The sequence below is a fragment of the Lichenibacterium dinghuense genome (assembly GCF_021730615.1).
Classification (GTDB): Bacteria; Pseudomonadota; Alphaproteobacteria; order Rhizobiales; family Beijerinckiaceae; genus Lichenihabitans; species Lichenihabitans dinghuensis.
Genome location: NZ_JAJLMN010000001.1, coordinates 877840 through 894148, shown reverse-complemented (window position 1 = coordinate 894148; position 16309 = coordinate 877840). Strand labels below are relative to the sequence as shown.

At 72.3% G+C, this 16309-nt stretch carries 18 protein-coding genes and 1 pseudogene; 9 read left to right on the top strand and 10 right to left on the bottom strand.

From position 1 onward, the window contains the following. The first annotated feature begins 15 nt into the window (after positions 1 to 15). The 9 genes from L7N97_RS04310 to L7N97_RS04270 all read left to right on the top strand — a co-directional run bounded on the left by L7N97_RS04310 (position 16) and on the right by L7N97_RS04270 (position 6392). Complete coding sequence (locus L7N97_RS04310) at positions 16 to 312, top strand: putative quinol monooxygenase (protein WP_237477124.1); 297 nt, start codon at positions 16 to 18, stop codon at positions 310 to 312. A 26-nt stretch (positions 313 to 338) separates the two neighbouring features. Continuing rightward, positions 339 to 827: a DUF29 domain-containing protein gene (locus tag L7N97_RS04305; RefSeq protein WP_237477123.1), complete on the top strand. Its 489-nt coding sequence runs from the start codon at positions 339 to 341 to the stop codon at positions 825 to 827. 40 nt (positions 828 to 867) lie between these two features. Next, a complete protein-coding gene (locus L7N97_RS04300) occupies positions 868 to 1488 on the top strand; it encodes an urease accessory protein UreE (RefSeq protein WP_237477122.1) in 621 nt (206 codons plus the stop codon). Further along, positions 1485 to 2165 carry an urease accessory protein UreF gene (locus L7N97_RS04295; protein WP_237477121.1) on the top strand — a complete coding sequence of 227 codons (681 nt, stop codon included), beginning with the start codon at positions 1485 to 1487 and terminating at the stop codon, positions 2163 to 2165. The genes L7N97_RS04300 and L7N97_RS04295 overlap by 4 nt, the downstream gene beginning before the upstream one ends. Further along, entirely contained in the window at positions 2162 to 2779 is a 618-nt protein-coding gene (gene ureG, locus L7N97_RS04290) for an urease accessory protein UreG (protein WP_237477120.1), read from the top strand. The genes L7N97_RS04295 and ureG overlap by 4 nt, the downstream gene beginning before the upstream one ends. 114 nt (positions 2780 to 2893) lie before the next feature. After that, on the top strand, positions 2894 to 3631 hold the full coding sequence (locus tag L7N97_RS04285) for a GyrI-like domain-containing protein (RefSeq protein ID WP_237477119.1): 738 nt from the start codon (positions 2894 to 2896) through the stop codon (positions 3629 to 3631). Between the two features lie 10 nt (positions 3632 to 3641). After that, positions 3642 to 4139: a CAP domain-containing protein gene (locus L7N97_RS04280; RefSeq protein WP_237477118.1), complete on the top strand. Its 498-nt coding sequence runs from the start codon at positions 3642 to 3644 to the stop codon at positions 4137 to 4139. Positions 4140 to 4335: 196 nt separating this feature from the next. Further along, positions 4336 to 5178 (top strand): diaminopimelate epimerase, encoded by an 843-nt coding sequence (gene dapF / locus L7N97_RS04275; protein WP_237477117.1) that lies wholly within the window; start codon positions 4336 to 4338, stop codon positions 5176 to 5178. Positions 5179 to 5243: 65 nt separating this feature from the next. After that, positions 5244 to 6392: a MiaB/RimO family radical SAM methylthiotransferase gene (locus L7N97_RS04270; protein WP_237482036.1), complete on the top strand. Its 1149-nt coding sequence runs from the start codon at positions 5244 to 5246 to the stop codon at positions 6390 to 6392. A 7-nt stretch (positions 6393 to 6399) separates the two neighbouring features. On the opposite strand, the gene L7N97_RS04265 is transcribed toward L7N97_RS04270, so the two are convergent. From L7N97_RS04265 to L7N97_RS04220, 10 genes and pseudogenes are all read right to left on the bottom strand, one after another. Next, positions 6400 to 6897: a GNAT family N-acetyltransferase gene (locus L7N97_RS04265; RefSeq protein WP_237477116.1), complete on the bottom strand. Its 498-nt coding sequence runs from the start codon at positions 6895 to 6897 to the stop codon at positions 6400 to 6402. Beyond that, a complete protein-coding gene (locus tag L7N97_RS04260; RefSeq protein ID WP_237477115.1) occupies positions 6894 to 8477 on the bottom strand; it encodes a cation:proton antiporter in 1584 nt (527 codons plus the stop codon). Before L7N97_RS04260 ends, L7N97_RS04265 begins: the two co-directional genes overlap by 4 nt. Positions 8478 to 8509: 32 nt before the next feature. Then, positions 8510 to 9934, bottom strand: coding sequence for an OprO/OprP family phosphate-selective porin (locus L7N97_RS04255; protein WP_237477114.1), 1425 nt, complete (start codon positions 9932 to 9934; stop codon positions 8510 to 8512). A 162-nt stretch (positions 9935 to 10096) separates the two neighbouring features. Continuing rightward, positions 10097 to 10345: a hypothetical protein gene (locus tag L7N97_RS04250; RefSeq protein ID WP_237477113.1), complete on the bottom strand. Its 249-nt coding sequence runs from the start codon at positions 10343 to 10345 to the stop codon at positions 10097 to 10099. A 153-nt stretch (positions 10346 to 10498) separates the two neighbouring features. Next, positions 10499 to 11333, bottom strand: a pseudogene (locus L7N97_RS04245) (IS256 family transposase); the annotation flags it as partial. Positions 11334 to 11506: 173 nt separating this feature from the next. After that, complete coding sequence (locus L7N97_RS04240) at positions 11507 to 12481, bottom strand: helix-turn-helix domain-containing protein (RefSeq protein ID WP_237477112.1); 975 nt, start codon at positions 12479 to 12481, stop codon at positions 11507 to 11509. Between the two features lie 441 nt (positions 12482 to 12922). Next, entirely contained in the window at positions 12923 to 13828 is a 906-nt protein-coding gene (locus L7N97_RS04235; protein ID WP_237477111.1) for a LysR family transcriptional regulator, read from the bottom strand. Between the two features lie 122 nt (positions 13829 to 13950). Then, a complete protein-coding gene (locus L7N97_RS04230; RefSeq protein WP_237477110.1) occupies positions 13951 to 14904 on the bottom strand; it encodes an alpha/beta fold hydrolase in 954 nt (317 codons plus the stop codon). Between the two features lie 67 nt (positions 14905 to 14971). Further along, positions 14972 to 15355 carry a nuclear transport factor 2 family protein gene (locus L7N97_RS04225; protein WP_237477109.1) on the bottom strand — a complete coding sequence of 128 codons (384 nt, stop codon included), beginning with the start codon at positions 15353 to 15355 and terminating at the stop codon, positions 14972 to 14974. A gap of 62 nt (positions 15356 to 15417) precedes the next feature. Beyond that, on the bottom strand, positions 15418 to 16278 hold the full coding sequence (locus L7N97_RS04220; protein WP_237477108.1) for an alpha/beta fold hydrolase: 861 nt from the start codon (positions 16276 to 16278) through the stop codon (positions 15418 to 15420). Between the last annotated feature and the right edge of the window lie 31 nt (positions 16279 to 16309).

Here is a 16309-nt window from a genome sequence, read left to right as displayed (position 1 = left end):
GGAAGGACACCGCCCATGATCGTCGTGATCGCGACCCTCCACATCCATCCCGAGAAGCGCGCCAGCTTCCTGGAGGACGCGCGCAGCGTGATCGCCCACACGATCAAGGAGGAGGGCTGCCTGTCCTACGACCTCACGAGCAGCATCACGGAGCCGAACGAGTTCCTTTTCGTCGAGCGCTGGGCGTCGCGCGAGGCCCTGTCGGCGCATTTCGACACGCCGCACCTCCGGGAATGGCGCCGTGTGTCGGCGGACTACCTCGTCGACCGCAAGGTCGAGGTAGTGCATCCCGAGCGCGTCGAAGTGCTGTAATCGACCGCACAGGAGCCCTGCATCCGATGCAGCAAGCCGCAGCCCCGCCCGACGACGTCTCGGAGGCCTCCTACGAGGCCGACTTCGTCCTCTGGTCGGAGCGCCAAGCGCGGCTGCTGCGCGAGGGGCGCCTGGGGGAGCTCGACATCGTCCATCTGGTCGAGGAGGTGGAGGGGGTGGGGAACTCCTATCGCGACGAGATCGAGAGCCGCTTGGCCGTGCTGCTCGCGCATCTCCTCAAGTGGAAGTACCAGCCGGGGAGCCGCACCAGAAGCTGGGAAGCGACCCTCCTCGAACAGCGCCGCCGCATCGCCAGGGTCATCCGGAGGGCGCCGAGCTTGCGGGCTTATCCGCAGGAGGTTTTCGCCGACAGCTACCTGTCGGGGCGGCTCGACGCCGCGAAGGAGACCGGCATGGACTTCACGCTGTTCCCGCCCGATCCGCCCTTCTCGCTCGCCGAAGCGCTGGACCTCGACTTCTTCCCCGTCGAGCCGGACCGCGAAGCGCGCCGCTGACGACACCCCATCCGCCCATCAGTTCTCCGAGGACGCCCCCTTGATCCGCGCAACCCGAGTCCTGCCCCGCGGCCACTGGCCCGAGGGCACCGCCGTCGCCGACGCCGTGGTGCTCGACTTCGACGACCGGCACCGCCGCCGCATCTCGATGAGAGGCACCGGCGGCCTCGACTTCCTGCTCGACCTCGACGAGGCCGTGGCCCTGCGCGGCGGCGACGGGCTCGCGCTGGACGACGGGCGCGTGGTCGAGGTGGTGGCCGCGGCCGAGCCGCTGATCGAGGTGCGCGGGCGCACGCCGGGCGACCTCGTGCGCCTCGCCTGGCACATCGGCAACCGCCACCTGTCCGCGCAGGTGATGAGCAACGCGCTGCGGCTGCGCGGCGACCACGTCGTCGAGGACATGCTGCGCGGGCTCGGCGCGAGCGTGGTGGCGATCGAGGCGCCCTTCGACCCCGAGGGCGGCGCCTACGCGGGCGCGGCGCACGGCACCGTGGACCACCACAAGCACGGCGACGGCCCCGAAGGGGCGAAGCACGCCCGCAAGCACGGCCACGACCATAAACACGATCACGACCACAAGCACGACCACGGCAAGGGCCACAAACACGACCACGATCACGGTCACGAGCACCACGGGCACGGGCACAAGCACGACCATTGACCGGGCCCGATCCGTCGCCGCTGCAGCTCTTCGCCTGGCTGTCTCCGGCCTTCCCGGTCGGCGCCTTCGCGTATTCCCACGGGCTGGAGAGCGCGGTCGACGAGGGCCTGGTGCAGGACGCGGCAAGCGTCGAGGCCTGGCTCGGCGACCTCCTGCGCCACGGCTCGGCCCGGCAGGACGCCGTGCTGGCCGCCGAAGCCTGGCGCCGCGCGCCCGCCGGTGACGCCGGCGCCCTCGCCGAGCTGAACGACCTCGCGCTCGCGCTGGCACCGTCGCGCGAGCGGCGGCTGGAGACGGGCGGCACCGGCCGGGCCTTCGCGGACGCGATCCGCGCCTCCTGGCCGGAGGCCCACTGTCCCGCCCTGCCCCGCGGCGAGGACGTCGCCTATCCGGTCGCCTTCGGGGCCGCGGCCGGAACGGCGGGCCTGCCGCTCCGCGCGAGCCTCGAGGCCCTGGCGCTCGGCGTCGTCGGCAACCTCGTCTCCGCGGCGGTGCGGCTCGGCCCCATCGGCCAGACCGACGGGCAGCGCGTCACGGCGGCGCTGCTGCCCGAGGCGCGGCGGCTCGGGGCCTTCGCGGCCGCCTCCACGCTCGACGACCTCGGCGCCTGTGCCCTAAGGTCGGACGTCGCCGCGCTGCGGCACGAGACCCTGTATTCGAGGCTGTTCCGCTCATGAGCTCCAGAAACGGGCCCCTCCGGGTCGGCATCGGCGGACCCGTCGGCTCCGGCAAGACGGCGCTGATGGAGCAGCTCTGCAAGCGGCTGCGCGACCACCACGGCATCGCCGCCATCACCAACGACATCTACACAAAGGAGGACGCCGAGATCCTGGCGCGCGCCGAGGCGCTCCCGCTCGACCGCATCCTCGGCGTCGAGACCGGCGGCTGCCCCCACACGGCCATCCGCGAGGACTGCTCGATCAACCTCGCGGCCGTGGACGACCTCAACCGGCGCTTCCCGGACCTCGACCTGATCCTGATCGAGTCGGGCGGCGACAACCTCGCCGCCACCTTCTCGCCGGAGCTCGCCGACCTCACCGTCTACGTGATCGACGTGTCGGGGGGCGAGAAGATCCCCCGCAAGGGCGGCCCCGGCATCACCCGGTCGGACCTGCTCGTCATCAACAAGACCGACCTCGCGCCCCTGGTCGGTGCCTCGCTCGACGTCATGGAGCGCGACACGGAGCGGATGCGGCGCGGCAAGCCCTACGTCTTCTCCAACATGAAGTCGGGCGACGGCGTCGACACGGTCATCGACTTCATCCGGCGCAGGGGCGGGCTCGGCGCCTGAGCGGGCGCTTGAGCTTGCCGTTAGCCTGTTCCCATTCCGGCCCATCCGTCGGATAAGATGCGCCGGAGCGCGTCGCCGCGGGATCGCCGCGGCTCCTTCTCGGGACACAGCAGAATGGCTTTCAACGGATTCCTTCGCTGCTTCGGCCGGCTGGCCCTGACCGCGGCGGTGGCGGGCGGGCTCGCGGCGACGGGTGCCCGCGCGCAGACCACGCCGGCGCAGACCACCGCCCCGGCGCCGGCCGTCCCCGCGGCTCCGGCGACGCCCGCCCCCGCGACGCCGGCTCCGCCGCCCGCGGACGCGCCCGCCACCCCGGCGCCGACCGCCCCCGCCCCTTCCGCGCCCGACGCCAGCGCCGCCGCGCCCGCGGCGCCGGGCGACAATTCCATCAGCCAGACCCTGACGCTGCAGCCCCACCCCGTGGTGCAGATCAGCGGCCAGTCGACCTGGGACGACGGCTTCAAGTCGCTCAACGACAGCTTCACCAAGCTCAACGAGCAGCTCGCCAAGGACAAGATCCAGCCGACCGGCCATCCCATGGCGGTCTTCACCGAGACCGACGACGCCGGCTTCAAATACACCGCCATGGTGCCGGTGGCGGCCGACCCCGGCGCCAAGCCCGCCGACATGCCGGCGGACGAGTCCTTCGGCCTGTCGCCCGGCGGCAAGGTGATGAAGTTCCAGCACCGCAGCGCCTACGACGACATCGACTCCACCTACGAGGCCATCACGGCCTACCTCGACGAGAAGGGCCTCGAAGCCAAGAACATGTTCGCCGAGGAATACCTCAACCGCACCAAGAGTTCGGACGACAACTCGCTCGAGGTCGACATCTACGTCTTCCTGAAGTGACGTCGCGGCGGTGCTGAGGCGAGTCCTCCGCGCGGGCGCGCCGGCGCTGGCCGCCATCGCGCTGGCCGGCTGCTCCACCCTGCCCGCGCCCGAAGGGGCGCCGCGGGTCGTCGGCGCCGGTCCCCTGCCGGTCGACGTCGAGGCGGCCCGGCGCGCCATCGCGCTCTACCGCTCGGCGCACGGGCTCGGCGCCGTCGAGGTCGACCCCGCGCTCAACCGCGTGGCGCAGCGCCAGGCCGACGCCATGGCGCGGGCCGACACGCTGAGCCACACGCTGGCGGGCGAGCTCGGCGCACGCGTGGCGGCGGAAGGGATCAAGCGCGGCGCCGAGGCCGAGAACGTGTCGGCCGGCTATCCGAGCTTCGAGCGCGCGCTCCTCGGCTGGCAGCATTCGCCGGGCCACGACGCCAACCTGCTCTACCGCCCCATCCGCCGCATCGGCATCGCGGCCGCCGCGGCGCCGGGCACGCGCTACAAGACCTACTGGGCGCTGGTGATGACGGACTGACGTCGGCGGTCCGGTCTCCGGCCGCCGAACACCGCGCCCCCCGTGTCGCCCCGGGCCGAGCGCCGCAGGCGCGAACGACCCGGGATGACGAGCGTCCAGAGCCTGCGTCCGGTCACGAGGTCCACACCGCCCGCCCGACATCCGCGGATCCGGCGCCGGGGTTGTCGCGGCCCCCGGCCCGTGCCACCTCTCGCCCATGCTCCGCTATGCCAAGATGAACGGGGCCGGCAATTCCATCCTGGTGGTGGACGAGCGCGGCGCCCCTCCGGCCCTCACGGGCGACACCGCCCGCGCCCTGTGCCGCGGGCCGCTCGCCTTCGACCAGCTCATGGCGCTGTCGGACGGCCCCGACGAGGGCGCCATCGCGGTGCGGATCTTCAACACGGACGGGTCGCGCGCCGGCGCCTGCGGCAACGGCTCGCGCTGCGTCGCCTGGTTCGTGGCCGAGACGGGCGGCGGCGACGCGGTGGTGCTCGACGTCGACGGCACCCGCGTGTCGTGCCGGCGCGACGGGCCGCTGCGTTTCACGGTCGACATGGGGCCGCCGCGCTTCGGTTGGCGCGACATCCCGCTGCGGGAGGCGGCCGACACGCTCAACCTCGACCTCGGCGACGCGCTCCAGGACGCGGGGCTGGAGCGGCCGGCCGCCGTCAGCATGGGCAACCCGCACGCCGTCTTCTTCGTGCCGGACGCTGAGGCGATCGACCTCGCCGCGGTCGGCCCCCGCTTCGAGCACCACCCCATGTTCCCGGACCGCGCCAACGTGTCCTTCGCCGAGGTGCGGGGGCCGGGGGAGATCCGGCTCAGGGTGTGGGAGCGCGGCGCCGGCGCCACGCTGGCCTGCGGCTCGGCGGCCTGCGCCACGGTGGCGGCCGCGGCCCTGCGCGGGCTCACCGGCCGGCGCGCCCGCGTGCTGCTGCCGGGCGGCGAGCTCGCGATCGACTGGAGCGCCGGCGGCCCCGTGCTGATGACCGGCCCCGTGGAGCTGGAGCACCGCGGCCGCCTCGACCCCGCGACGGGCGGCACGGCCCCGTGGTGAGCGGGCCGGGCGGCGTCGCGGTCGTCACCTTCGGGTGCCGGCTCAACATCGTCGAATCCGAGGCCATGCGGGCCGCGGCGCTCGCGGCCGGCCACGCCGACCTCACGATCGTCAACTCCTGCGCCGTGACCTCGGAGGCCGTGCGCCAGGCCCGGCAGGCGGTGCGCCGCGCCGCGCGGACCCGGCCGGGCGCGCCGATCGTGCTGACGGGCTGCGCCGCCGAGGTCGACGCCGCGCTGCGCGCCATGCCCGAGATCTCGCGCGTGCTCCCCAACGCCGGCAAGGCCGATCCCGCCGCCTGGGCGCGGCCCGGCCACGCGCCCGCCCCCGCTGCCCCGCCGGTCTTCGGGCCCGGCGCCGCGGGCGGACACACGCGCGGCTTCGTCGAGATCCAGAACGGCTGCGACCACCGCTGCACCTTCTGCGTGATCCCCTTCGGGCGCGGCGCGTCGCGCTCGCGCGCGCCCGAGCGGGTCGTCGCGGAGGTGCGCGGCCTCGTCGCGGCCGGCGCCGCCGAGGCTGTGCTGACCGGCGTCGACGTCACCTCCTACGACGCGGACGGCCTCCGCCTCGGGGCGCTGCTGAAGCGCGTCCTGCGCGAGGTGCCGGAGTTGAAGCGCCTGCGCCTGTCCTCCATCGACTGCGTCGAGGCCGACCGGGACCTCCTCGACGTGGTGGCGGACGAGACCCGCTTCATGCCGCACCTGCACCTCTCCCTGCAGCACGGCTCCGACCTCGTCCTGAAGCGCATGAAGCGCCGCCACGGCCGCGCCGAGGCGGTGGCGTTCTGCGAGGCGGTGCGGCGGCTGCGGCCCGGCATCGCCCTCGGCGCCGACCTGATCGCCGGCTTCCCGACCGAGACCGACGCCCACGCCGCGGAGTCGCTGGCGCTGGTCGCGGACTGCGGGATCGCATTCCTCCACGTCTTCCCCTTCTCGGCCCGGCCCGGCACGCCCGCGGCCCGCATGCCGGCCGTGCCGGGCGACGCCGTGCGGGCGCGGGCCGCGGCGCTGCGGGCCGCGGGCGAGGCCGCGCTGGCGCGCCACCTCGACCGCCACGCCGGCACGCGCGCTGCCGTGCTGGCCGAGCGCGGCGGCCGGGGGCGGATGGAGGATTTCTCCCCCGTGCGGCTCGGCGAGGGCGTGGAGCCGGGGCGCATCGCCGAGGTGGACATCGCGGGCCACGACGGGCGGGAGCTGCTCGCCGGCCCGTGACGACCCCTCAGCCCAGCGTCTTCTGCATCCACAGGAGGTCTAGCCAGCGGCCGAACTTGCGCGCGGCCTGGGGCATCAGCCCGACGCGGACGAAGCCGTGCCGCTCGTGCAGCGCGACCGAGGGCGCGTTCTCGGCGTCGATGGCGCCCAGCATGACGTGGACGCCGAGTGCCCGCGCCCGCGCCTCCAGCGCCGGCATCAGTTGCCCCGCCACGCCGCGGCGCTGGAAGGCGGGCGCCACGTAGATCATGTGCTCCACCGTCGCGGCGAAGCCGTCCTGCGGGCGGAACGGGCCGAAGGAGGCGTAGCCCGCGACGGCGTCGCCCTCGGCCGCCACGAGGAACGGCAGGCCCGCGGCCCGCCGCCCCGCGACCAGGGCGCGCCGGTCGGCGAGGTCGGCCGGGTGGGCGTTGTAATGCGCCGTCGAGGTCGCGACCACGTGGTTGTGGATGGCGAGGATCTGCGGCAGGTCCTCGTCCCGCGCGTCCCGGACCACGATCGTCATCGCCGTTCCTCCTCCGGTGCCGGGAGAGCGCGGCCGCGGCGCCGGGCGTTGCCCTCGGCCCAGTCGAGCTCCTCCTCGACGTCCCGGAAGGCGTCCTCGCCGATGGCGTGGTCGCGCCGCATCCGCAGCAGGGTTTCGCGCTCCGCCGCGATGGCGGCCATGCGGAGCTTGCCAAACATCCGGGGGCGCAGGTGGCGCATGGCCTCGTCCTGCAGCACCACCGAATATTCCTTGCGCAGGATGGCGGCCTCGGGCTCGTCGACGCCGTCGAGCGAGCGGATGGCGGCGCGCGTCGCCTCCTGGCGGGCGGCGGCGCGCTCGCGCTCGCCGCGGCCGTCGTCGTCGAGCCCGAGCCAGGCGAGCAGCGGCCCGAGCGTGAGGCCCTGGATCACCAGCGTGCCGAGCACCACCGAGAAGGCCGCGACGATCACGAGGTCGCGGTGCTCGGCGTTGCCGAGGGCGCCGTCGAACGGCAGCGCGAGGGCGGTCGCGAGCGTGAGCAGCCCGCGCATGCCGCACCAGCCCACCACCAGCGCGCTCTTGTAGGAGCGGAGCGCCGGCGTGCGCTGCTCGGGCGGCAGGGTGAACCGCTCGATGAGGCGCACCAGCGCGTTGTAGGTGAACGTCCAGGCGAGGCGCACGGCGATCACGGTGGCCAGGATGGCGAGGCCGAAGCCGACGTAGCGCGTGACGCCGCCGGGGATGGCGTCGCCGATGTCCTGGAGCTGCAGGCCGATCAGGATGAAGGCCAGCGCGTTCAGCACGTAGACCGCCACCTCCCAGACCGCGAAGGAGCCGCGGCGCACCTCCGCCTTCTGGACGCTCGACGTGCGGTGGGCCAGCACCAGCGCGTAGACCACCATGGTCAGCACGGTCGAGACTTCGAGCTTCTCGGCCACGATCCAGACCGCGAAGGTGGCGACGAACTGCGTCACCACCGAGATGGCGAGGTCGGCGATGCGGCCGGCGAGCAGGATGTAGAGCCGGGCCAGGGCCCAGCCGAGCGCGACGGAGCCCAGCGAGTTCAGCAGGAACAGCGGCACGGCGTGGCCGGCCGTCAGCTCCGTGCCGACCGCCGCCGCCACGGCCAGGCGGTAGACCAGCAGCGCGCTGACGTCGTTGAGCAGGCCCTCGCCTTCCAGGATTACCACGAGCCGGCGGGGCGGCGACAGGCGGCCCAGGATGGCGGTGGCCGAGACGGGGTCGGGCGGCGACACCACGGCGCCGAGCGCCACCGCGACCGACCAGGGCATGCCGGGCACGAGCCACCGCGCCACGAGGGCCACCGCCGTGATGGTGAGCGCCACGGCGACCAGCACGAGGCCCGTCACCGGGACCCAGTTCTCGCGCAGGTCGCGCGGCGAGGCGTCGAAGGCCGCGTCCAGGATCACCGGCGCCACGAACAGGGTGAGAGCGAGGTCGGGCTCGAGCCGGATCCCCGGCACGTAGATGGGCGACACCGCCAGCGCCGTGCCGGCCAGCGCCAGCAGCACCGGATAGGGCGCGCCGATGCGGTTCGCGAGCGCGGTCAGCACCGCGCCTCCGAGCAGCAGGGCGATGAGGAGTTCGAAGAGCGCCATGGCGGCAGCTTAGGCGGTGCAATGCCGCCGCGCTACCAATAGACCTGCGCCCGCCCGATCAACTGGTCGCTGTCGACGCGCCGGCCCGTGACCGAGGCCGCCGACGGATCGGCCCGCGCGTGGACGTAGTCGACCGTCAGGCGCAGGTTCGCGTCCGGATACCAGTTGACCCCCACCGAGCCGTCCCGCTCGGCGCCGCCGCGCACCGGGCCCGAGCGCAGGTCGATGGCGCTGACGCGCGCCGCGACCTCGAACACCCCCACGCCGCCGCGCGACACGCGCCGCTCCTCGGGGACGTCGACGCCCTCGAAGACCGCGTATTCGGAGGCGCCGGGCGCCTCCACGCGATACCTGCGGCCGGGGCCGTTCAGCACCCAGCCGAGCTCGGCGTAGCCGGCCTGGAACGTCCGGTCCGCCGCGCCGGCGCCCGACACGGCCGTGAGCGCAACTTCGCTCTGCAGCCGCACGGAGCCGTACTGGTAGGCGCCCTCGAGGCCGAGGCGGCCGACCGCGTCGGCGTTCCGGATCGCGCCGGTCGCGATCAGCGACCTGTTGAACAGGAAGTCCTCGGGCTTGTCGTTGAAGGCCAGCGCCGTGCCGCCCCGGTCGAGCGCGCGGTAGGAGCCCGCGACGCCGAGATGCAGCACCTGCACGGCGTCGAGCACCGGCGCGTAGGTGGCGCGCGCCGTGCCGGCGACGCCGAAGCGGCCGATGCCGGTCGCGACCGGCGTGCCGCCGAAGGCGCCGCCCATCAGCGTCCAGCGCTCGCCGTTGCCGCCGAAGCCGAGGCCGACGTCGCGCTGCGGCGAGAACGTGTCGAGCAGCGAGCGCTCGGCGAAGAGCGTGGTGTTGTTGCTTTCGAGCTGTTCGAGGCTGAACGGCTCCTTGAAGTTGCCCGCCACCACGTGGAAGCCGCCGAACGGGCGATACGACAGGTAGGCGTCGTCGACCGGCCGCGTCGCCGAGGCGAGGTCGTACTGGAAGGCCACGAGCACGTCGTCGAGCTTCAGGCTCGCCTCGAACCAGGCCCGCCGCACGGAGCCGTCCGCCGACAGGGCGCGGAAGGTCTGCTTTGGGTCGAGGTTCGCCGTGCCGAAGTCGTAGTGCAGCCGGCCGCCGATGTGGAACACCGCGTCGCTCGTGTCGGACCTCAGCCCGAGGCCCTTGGAGTCGAGCGTCGCCGTGCCGACCGTCGGCAGGCCGAGCGCGAAGGCGGGCAGGCCGGGGAAGGGCCCCGCCGTCCCGCCCTGAGACGGCACGGGCTCGGGGCGCGCTGCGGAAGGTCGGGCGGCGGCATGCTGGCGCTCCGTCCGGGCCGGGCCGCTCCGCCGTGCCCGCGACGACGGCGGCTGGTCCGGCGCCTCCGCCGCGGCCGCCGTCCCCGCGAGGGCGGCGCCCGCCGCGAGCGCCAGGGCGAGGGCGGCGCCGAGGCTCGGTGATGGGGTTCGGCGGTCCATGCGCCCATCCTGCGGCGAAGTGCGCCCGGGGGAATGCGGGCCGGGGGGGACTGCACCGGGTCGCCGGCCGGCGTTGCAGGGATGAGACGCCGGGCGGCCCACTCCTCGTCGAAGGACAGGCCGGCGGTCGGCCCGCCCGGGATCGGAGCGGCCGCGCGCCGCTCAGATCCCCTTGTCGAAGATGGCGCCGCAGGCCGGGCTGAGCTGCGTCCGCTTGGCGGTGAAGCAGGCGGTGACCTTGGCCTCGTCCGGCATGGCGTCCGGGCAGAGCGTCTTGGCGTCGAGGTAGCAGGCCCGCTCGGCCTCGGCCCGCGCCCGGTCGACCTTCTGCTTCGCCGCGGCGGGCGTCGCGGCGAGGAGCGCGGTCGACAGCAGCGCGGCGCACCACAGCGCGATGGGGGCGATCTTCATGTTCCGTCGTCTCCGCAGGGCCGGGGCCCGGTCGCGGGCGACCCTGCGCGCCGCGAATGAGGTGGGGATGAGTTCCCCCGCTGCCGGCCGGGCGCGGCGTCAGGGCGCCGGTGCGGGCGCGCGCCCGGCCGCGAACTCGGAAGGCGGAACGTCGAGGGCGTGCTGTGCCTTCGGCACATAAGCCAAGGCGTTGCTCAGGAAATGCACGCGGCACCTCGGCCATGTCGCCTTGAACACCTGGGCGATGGCGGCCTTCAAGCCCTCGTGCGCGTCCGAGATGACGAGCTTGACGCCCTTGAAGCCGCGCCGCTCCAGGCCGCGCGGGAAGTCGAGCCAGAACACGGCCGCCTCGGACGGACGCAGGCCGAGCCCCAGGATTTCGCGCCGGCCGTCGGTGTTCACCCCGGTCGCGATCATGGCGGCGATCGACACCACGCGTCCGTCCTCGCGCACCTTCAGGTCCGTCGCATCCAGCCTCAGGTACGTCCATTCGCCCTCGATCGGCCGCTCCAGAAAGGAGTTCACCCGACCGTCGATGCCGGCACACACCTCCGATACCTGGCTCTTCGAGAGGCCCTCGATTCCCATGGAGGGTACCCATCGCGGCCTGCCGCGATGAGAGCCCTTCCTGCACGAGGTCGTCCCCCTTGCGGGTCGACACGCCCTTGATCCACGCCTCCGGGATCACGGCCACCAGCGCCTGCTCGGTCGTGCGGCGCGGCTCAAGGAACGCCGGAAAGTACGAGCCCTTGCGCAGCTTCGGGATCTTCAGCTCCAGCGTGCTCAGACGCGTGTCGAAGGCGCGCGGCCGGTAGCCGTTGCGTTGCGTGGTGCGCGCCTCGCTGCGCTCGAAGCACCCCGCGCCGATCTGGCCCTCGACGTCGAAAGCCATCAGCCGCGCCAACACCTCCTCGGCCAGGCTCTTCATGGAATCGCCCCCACCGCGCTTCAGCAGCGCGTCCAACAGTGGCATGGTGTCGTCGATCATCGTGTTCTCCGGTCGATATCGAGCGTCGCAACCCGATCCTAGCCAGAGGCACGGTGGCCACCCAGGAGGCGGCGGGCTCCGCCCACCGACCCAACTCCAAAATCCCGCCACTTCCGTGGAATCTACCCCTCGAAGGCGGCGCATCGCTCAGGACAGCGTGCCTCCCAAGCCGATTAGCCTCCGGGCGACACGGGGTGGTTCACCGCGTCGAGCGGCTCGAGATCGAGGTCCGCCTCGGCGCGACGGCGGCGAAAGGCCGTCGGGTCGATGCCGTAGGCGGCCCTGAACGCGTGGGAGAAGTGGCTTCGGCTGGCGTAGCCCACGCTCGCGGCGATCACCTTCACGGGCATCGGGGAGGTTACCAGCACCTGGGCTGCGAGGCGCAGCCTCGCGCGCTGGAGGAAGGCGATCGGCCCCTCGCCGAACGTGTCGGAGAAGCGCTCGGCGAATGCGGTGCGGCTCATGCCGCAAAGGGCCGCGAGGCTTTCCACCGTGTGCGGCGCGGCGGGCGCGTCGACGATGGCCGCGACGGCGCCGGCGAGGCGCGGATCACGCAGGGCGCGGAACAGAGGGGAGTACATCCCCTGGTCCTGCAGGTGCAGCCGCAGGAAGAAGACCAGACAACGCTTCATCAGCGCCCCCGTCACGTCTGCCGTCCCGAGACCGGGTTCGGCCAACTCCTCGACCATGAACGAGAAGGCGTGCCGCAGGTGCTTGCTCGCCGAAAGGTCGCCGACGACGGCGTCCTGCAGCCGGTCGAACAGGCCGAGCGCGCCGGCATAGCGGGCCGTGATGGCGCCGCAGGCCAGCAGGATGTCGCGGCTTCCATCGCCCGCCGTGATGCGGAGGAGGCCGTTCGGGAGGAGGCCGAGCCCGTCCGCCGCGGGCAGCATTCGCGAGGCGTCCGCGAAGCCGATCGTATGCGCGAGATTGCGGGGCGGGATGACGATGCTGTGCGGCCCGAAGGCCACAGGTGGTCGGTCGCCGGCCTGGATCGTGCCGGAGCCGGCCAGGATGTAATGCACGATCAGGGCGTCCGGCACCCCTCGCTTCTCCAACCGCCACCCGTTCTGGATCTCGCAGAACGCGAAGGCGTGGACCTGGACCGACATGGTGGCGAGGATCGCCTGGAGAGTGCTCATGGACATCGAAGCCTGCTCCATGCGTGTTCCACTGACGAGGCGAGCGCGAGACGTGTGAAGGGTGATCCAGATCAATTCGCGCGCGATGATGCTGGAGTGTCGTATCGAGAGGACGCGCTCGGCGGCTGGAAAACTTACGAGACACGCAACCTTTGTACTAAGCTCCCGCAACGGATCTCGAAACAGAGCAGCATGGCGAGTCGATGCGTTGTCGAAGACAGCCCTTACACACTCTCATGATCTCTCGACATCGCCTTTGTTCATCGCGGTCCGAACCAGACGCGCGGAGGAGCCTTCGTCGGTCGTGGGATATCGACCGACCTGGTGTATGCCTGCGGATCGTTGCAGTGGACGCCAAGCTTTGAGAGATCTGCACCCGGGACCCGGATCACCTTGACCGGATGAGCTCGGGTGACGAGCCGATATCCCGCTACTTCCGAGGCTGTGTCAGATCTGCACCGCCGACAAGCGCTCGCGCAGTCGGGGAACGGCGAAATCCACGAAGGCGCGCAGCTTGAGCGGCAGGCGGTTCCGCTTGTCGTAGACGATGTGCACCGGCCGGGGCGCGGGCTCGAACCCTTCCAGGAGAAGCCGCAGGCGGCCGTCGCGCACAGGGTCGACGACTTGGTAGGACAGGGTCCGAATCAACCCCGCGCCGGCGACGCCCGCGTCGATCGCCGCTTCGACGGTGCTGACGCTCAAGCGCGATCTGAAGGGCACGGCCACCTCCTTGCCGTTCGAGGAGTAGCGCCAAGTCGTGGGAAACGACACGCTCCCGAACGAGATCATGTCGTGGCCGACGAGGTCCTGCGGGGTGACCGGCGCCGCGCGCGAGGCGAGGTAGGCCGGGCTCGCGCAGGTCACCCGGCGGACCGCGCCGAGGCGGGTCGCGATCAGGCCGCTGTCGGGCAGGTCGCCGATGCGGAGGGCCACGTCGACCTGATCGTCGAGGAAATAGGTCACGCGGTCCGTCAACATCAGCGCGACCGACACCTCCCGGAACGCCGCCAGGAAGGCGGTGACCACGGGCAGGACGTGGAGCCGGCCGAACATCACCGGCGCAGTGACGACGAGGTCGCCCTTGGGTTCGACGTACTCGCCCGCGGCGGCCCGCTCGGCCTCGTGCAGTTGCTCCAACACGGTGCGGGCCGCCGCGATGTAGGTCCGGCCGGCGGGCGTCAGTTCCAGGCCCCGTGACGAGCGGATCAGGAGCTCCGCCCTCAGGTGGTCTTCGAGATCGGACACCTTGCGGCTCACGGTGGCGAGCGGCTGGCCGAGCCTGCGGCTCGCCTTGGACAGGCTGCCGCACTCCACCGCCGTGAGCAGCACCTGCATCGCGTCCAGTCGGTCCATCGGCGTTCCAGGGGTGGGCCTCGCGGGCCGCGATCCTAAGCGGGTCTCGGGGCGGCGCCACGCGTCCTTTCGCGTCGAACCCGCGCGGCGCCCCGCCCCGTCGCCGGCGAGCCCGGAGGCCGCTACGGCGAGGGCACATGCTCGGCCATGAAGGGCAGGATCAGCGCGGCGATCTCGTCGTTCTTCTCGTCCAGCGCGAAATGGCCGGCGTCCAGCAGGTGGACCTCCGCGTCCGGCAGGTCGGCGCGGAAGGCCGTCGCCCCCGCGGCCACGAAGGACGGGTCGTTGGCACCCCAGGCCACGAGGGTCGGCGGCCGGTGCTGCCGGAGCCACGCCTGCCAGGCGGGGTAGGCCGCGACGTTGGTCCTGTAGTCATGGAGCAGCGCCGCCTGGATCTCGCGCTGGCCGGGCCTCGACAGACGCGCGATCTCGTCGGTCCAGGTGTCGGGGTCGTAGCGCTCCGGGTGCGAGGTGCCGGCGGTGTGGCGTTGTTCGGTCGCTTCCGGCGACAGGAAGGCGTCGAGCACCTCCGGATGGGCGGACGGATCCGCCCAGTATTCGGCGATCCTGGCCCATTTGGCGCCGAGCCCCTCCCGATACACGTTGCCGTTCTGGCTGATCAGCGCCTGCAGGCGCTCGGGGTGGGCCAGCGCCAGCCGCATGCCCACCGGCGCGCCGTAGTCGAAGATGTACAGGCTGTACCGGTCGAGGTGCAGGGCTTCCAGGAGGAGGTCCGTGGTCTGCGCCAAGTGGTCGAATGTGTAGGCATAGGCCGACGGCGGCGGCGCGTCGCTCTGGCCGAAGCCCGGAAAATCCGGGGCGATCAGGTGATAGCGCGTCGCCAACACCGGGATCAGCTTGTCGTACCCGCGCGAGGATGACGGGAAGCCGTGGAGCAGCACGATCGTCGGCGCGTCCTTCGGGCCGGCTTCCCGATAGAAGACGCCGACCCCGTCGACCTGGGCGCGGTGGTAGGTGGTGGTCGCGGTGGTCGAGGGCAGCGGCCCCGCCATCGCAGCCGAAGCCACGAATGCGGCCGCCCCGGCGAGCGCGGCCCCGATCTTTCCGTAGGTCATGGTTCATTCCTCGATGATGAACACCTCGGGCAACCGTGCGGGCTTCGGCGCGGTCGACCGCGGCTGGTCACGCGCGCCGCGCTTCAGCGACCGCCAGCGTGTCGATGTACTGGCGGAAGCGGACGATCCTGCCGTCATTCACCGTCCAGACGTGGGCGTAGGGCGCCTCGGCGGCTTTGCCGGTGGCGCCATGAACGCCCCGGAAGGCGCCGAGCGACACCACGGTCCCGCCCTCGGCGATGAACGTGCTGGGCGCCAGCGAGAAGCTGGCCCACTCGGCCATCAGGGGCCCGAACAGACCCTTTGCGACCGCGGCGGGCCCCCGGCCTTCGACCTTGTAGTGCCACATGGTGATCCACTCGATGTCGGGTGCCATGAGGCCGAGGGCGCTGGGCGCGTCTCCGGCGGCGAGCCGATCGTAGAAGGTGCGGACGACGTCAGTGGGGGTCATGGTCGGCCTCGTTGGGAAGGGATCGGGTGGCGCGACGGGGCCCGGCAGCGATCGGTTCGGGATCAGCCCGGATGGCGGCCGAGGAAGTCGCGGACGGCAGCACCGATCTCGCGGGCGTGGGTTTCCAGGGCGAAGTGGCCGGTGTCGAGCAAGCGAACCTCGGCGTCCGGGACGTCGCGCTTGAAGGCTTCCGCGCCCGGAGAGATGAAGAAGGGATCGTTCCGGCCCCAGATGGCCAACAGCTTGGGTGCACGCTCTCGGAGATAGCGCTGGAAATCCGGATACATGGCGACGTTGCTCCTGTAGTCGAGGAACAGGTCGAGCTGGATGTCGTCGACGCCGGGGCGCTGCGTGTAGTGCGCGTCGAGCGTCCAGCCGTCCGGCGACACCCTGGACGTGTCCGGCACGCCGTGCTCGTACTGCCAGCGGATCGAGTCCGCACTCAGCAGGCCGCGCAGCGCTTCGCGGTTCTCATCGGTCTCGTTCTCCCAGTACCGCCGGATCGGGTTCCAACCCTCGCTGAGGCCCTCCGCGTAAGCGTTGCCGTTCTGGGACACGATCGCGGTGATACGGTCGGGATGGGCCAGCGCCAGGCGGAAGCCGGTGGGGACACCATAATCGAAGACGTAGATCGCGAACCTCTTCAAGCCGAGCACTTCGGTGAAGCGGCCGACCACCTTCGCGATGGCCTCGAACGTGTAGGCGAAGGCGCCGCGCGTGGGCCGCTCCGTCAGGCCGAAGCCGGGCAGGTCCGGGGCGACCACGTGATGCGTGGCGGCCAGCTCCGGGATCAGGTCGCGGAACATGTGGCTGGCGCTCGGGAAGCCGTGCAGCAGCAGCACGGCCGGGGCGCCCGGATCGCCGGCGGACCGGTAGAAGACATCGAGGCCGTCGACGTCGATGGTGTTGTAGCGAACGGTCATCTTTCGATCCTCCGGATCCGGGGTGCACCAG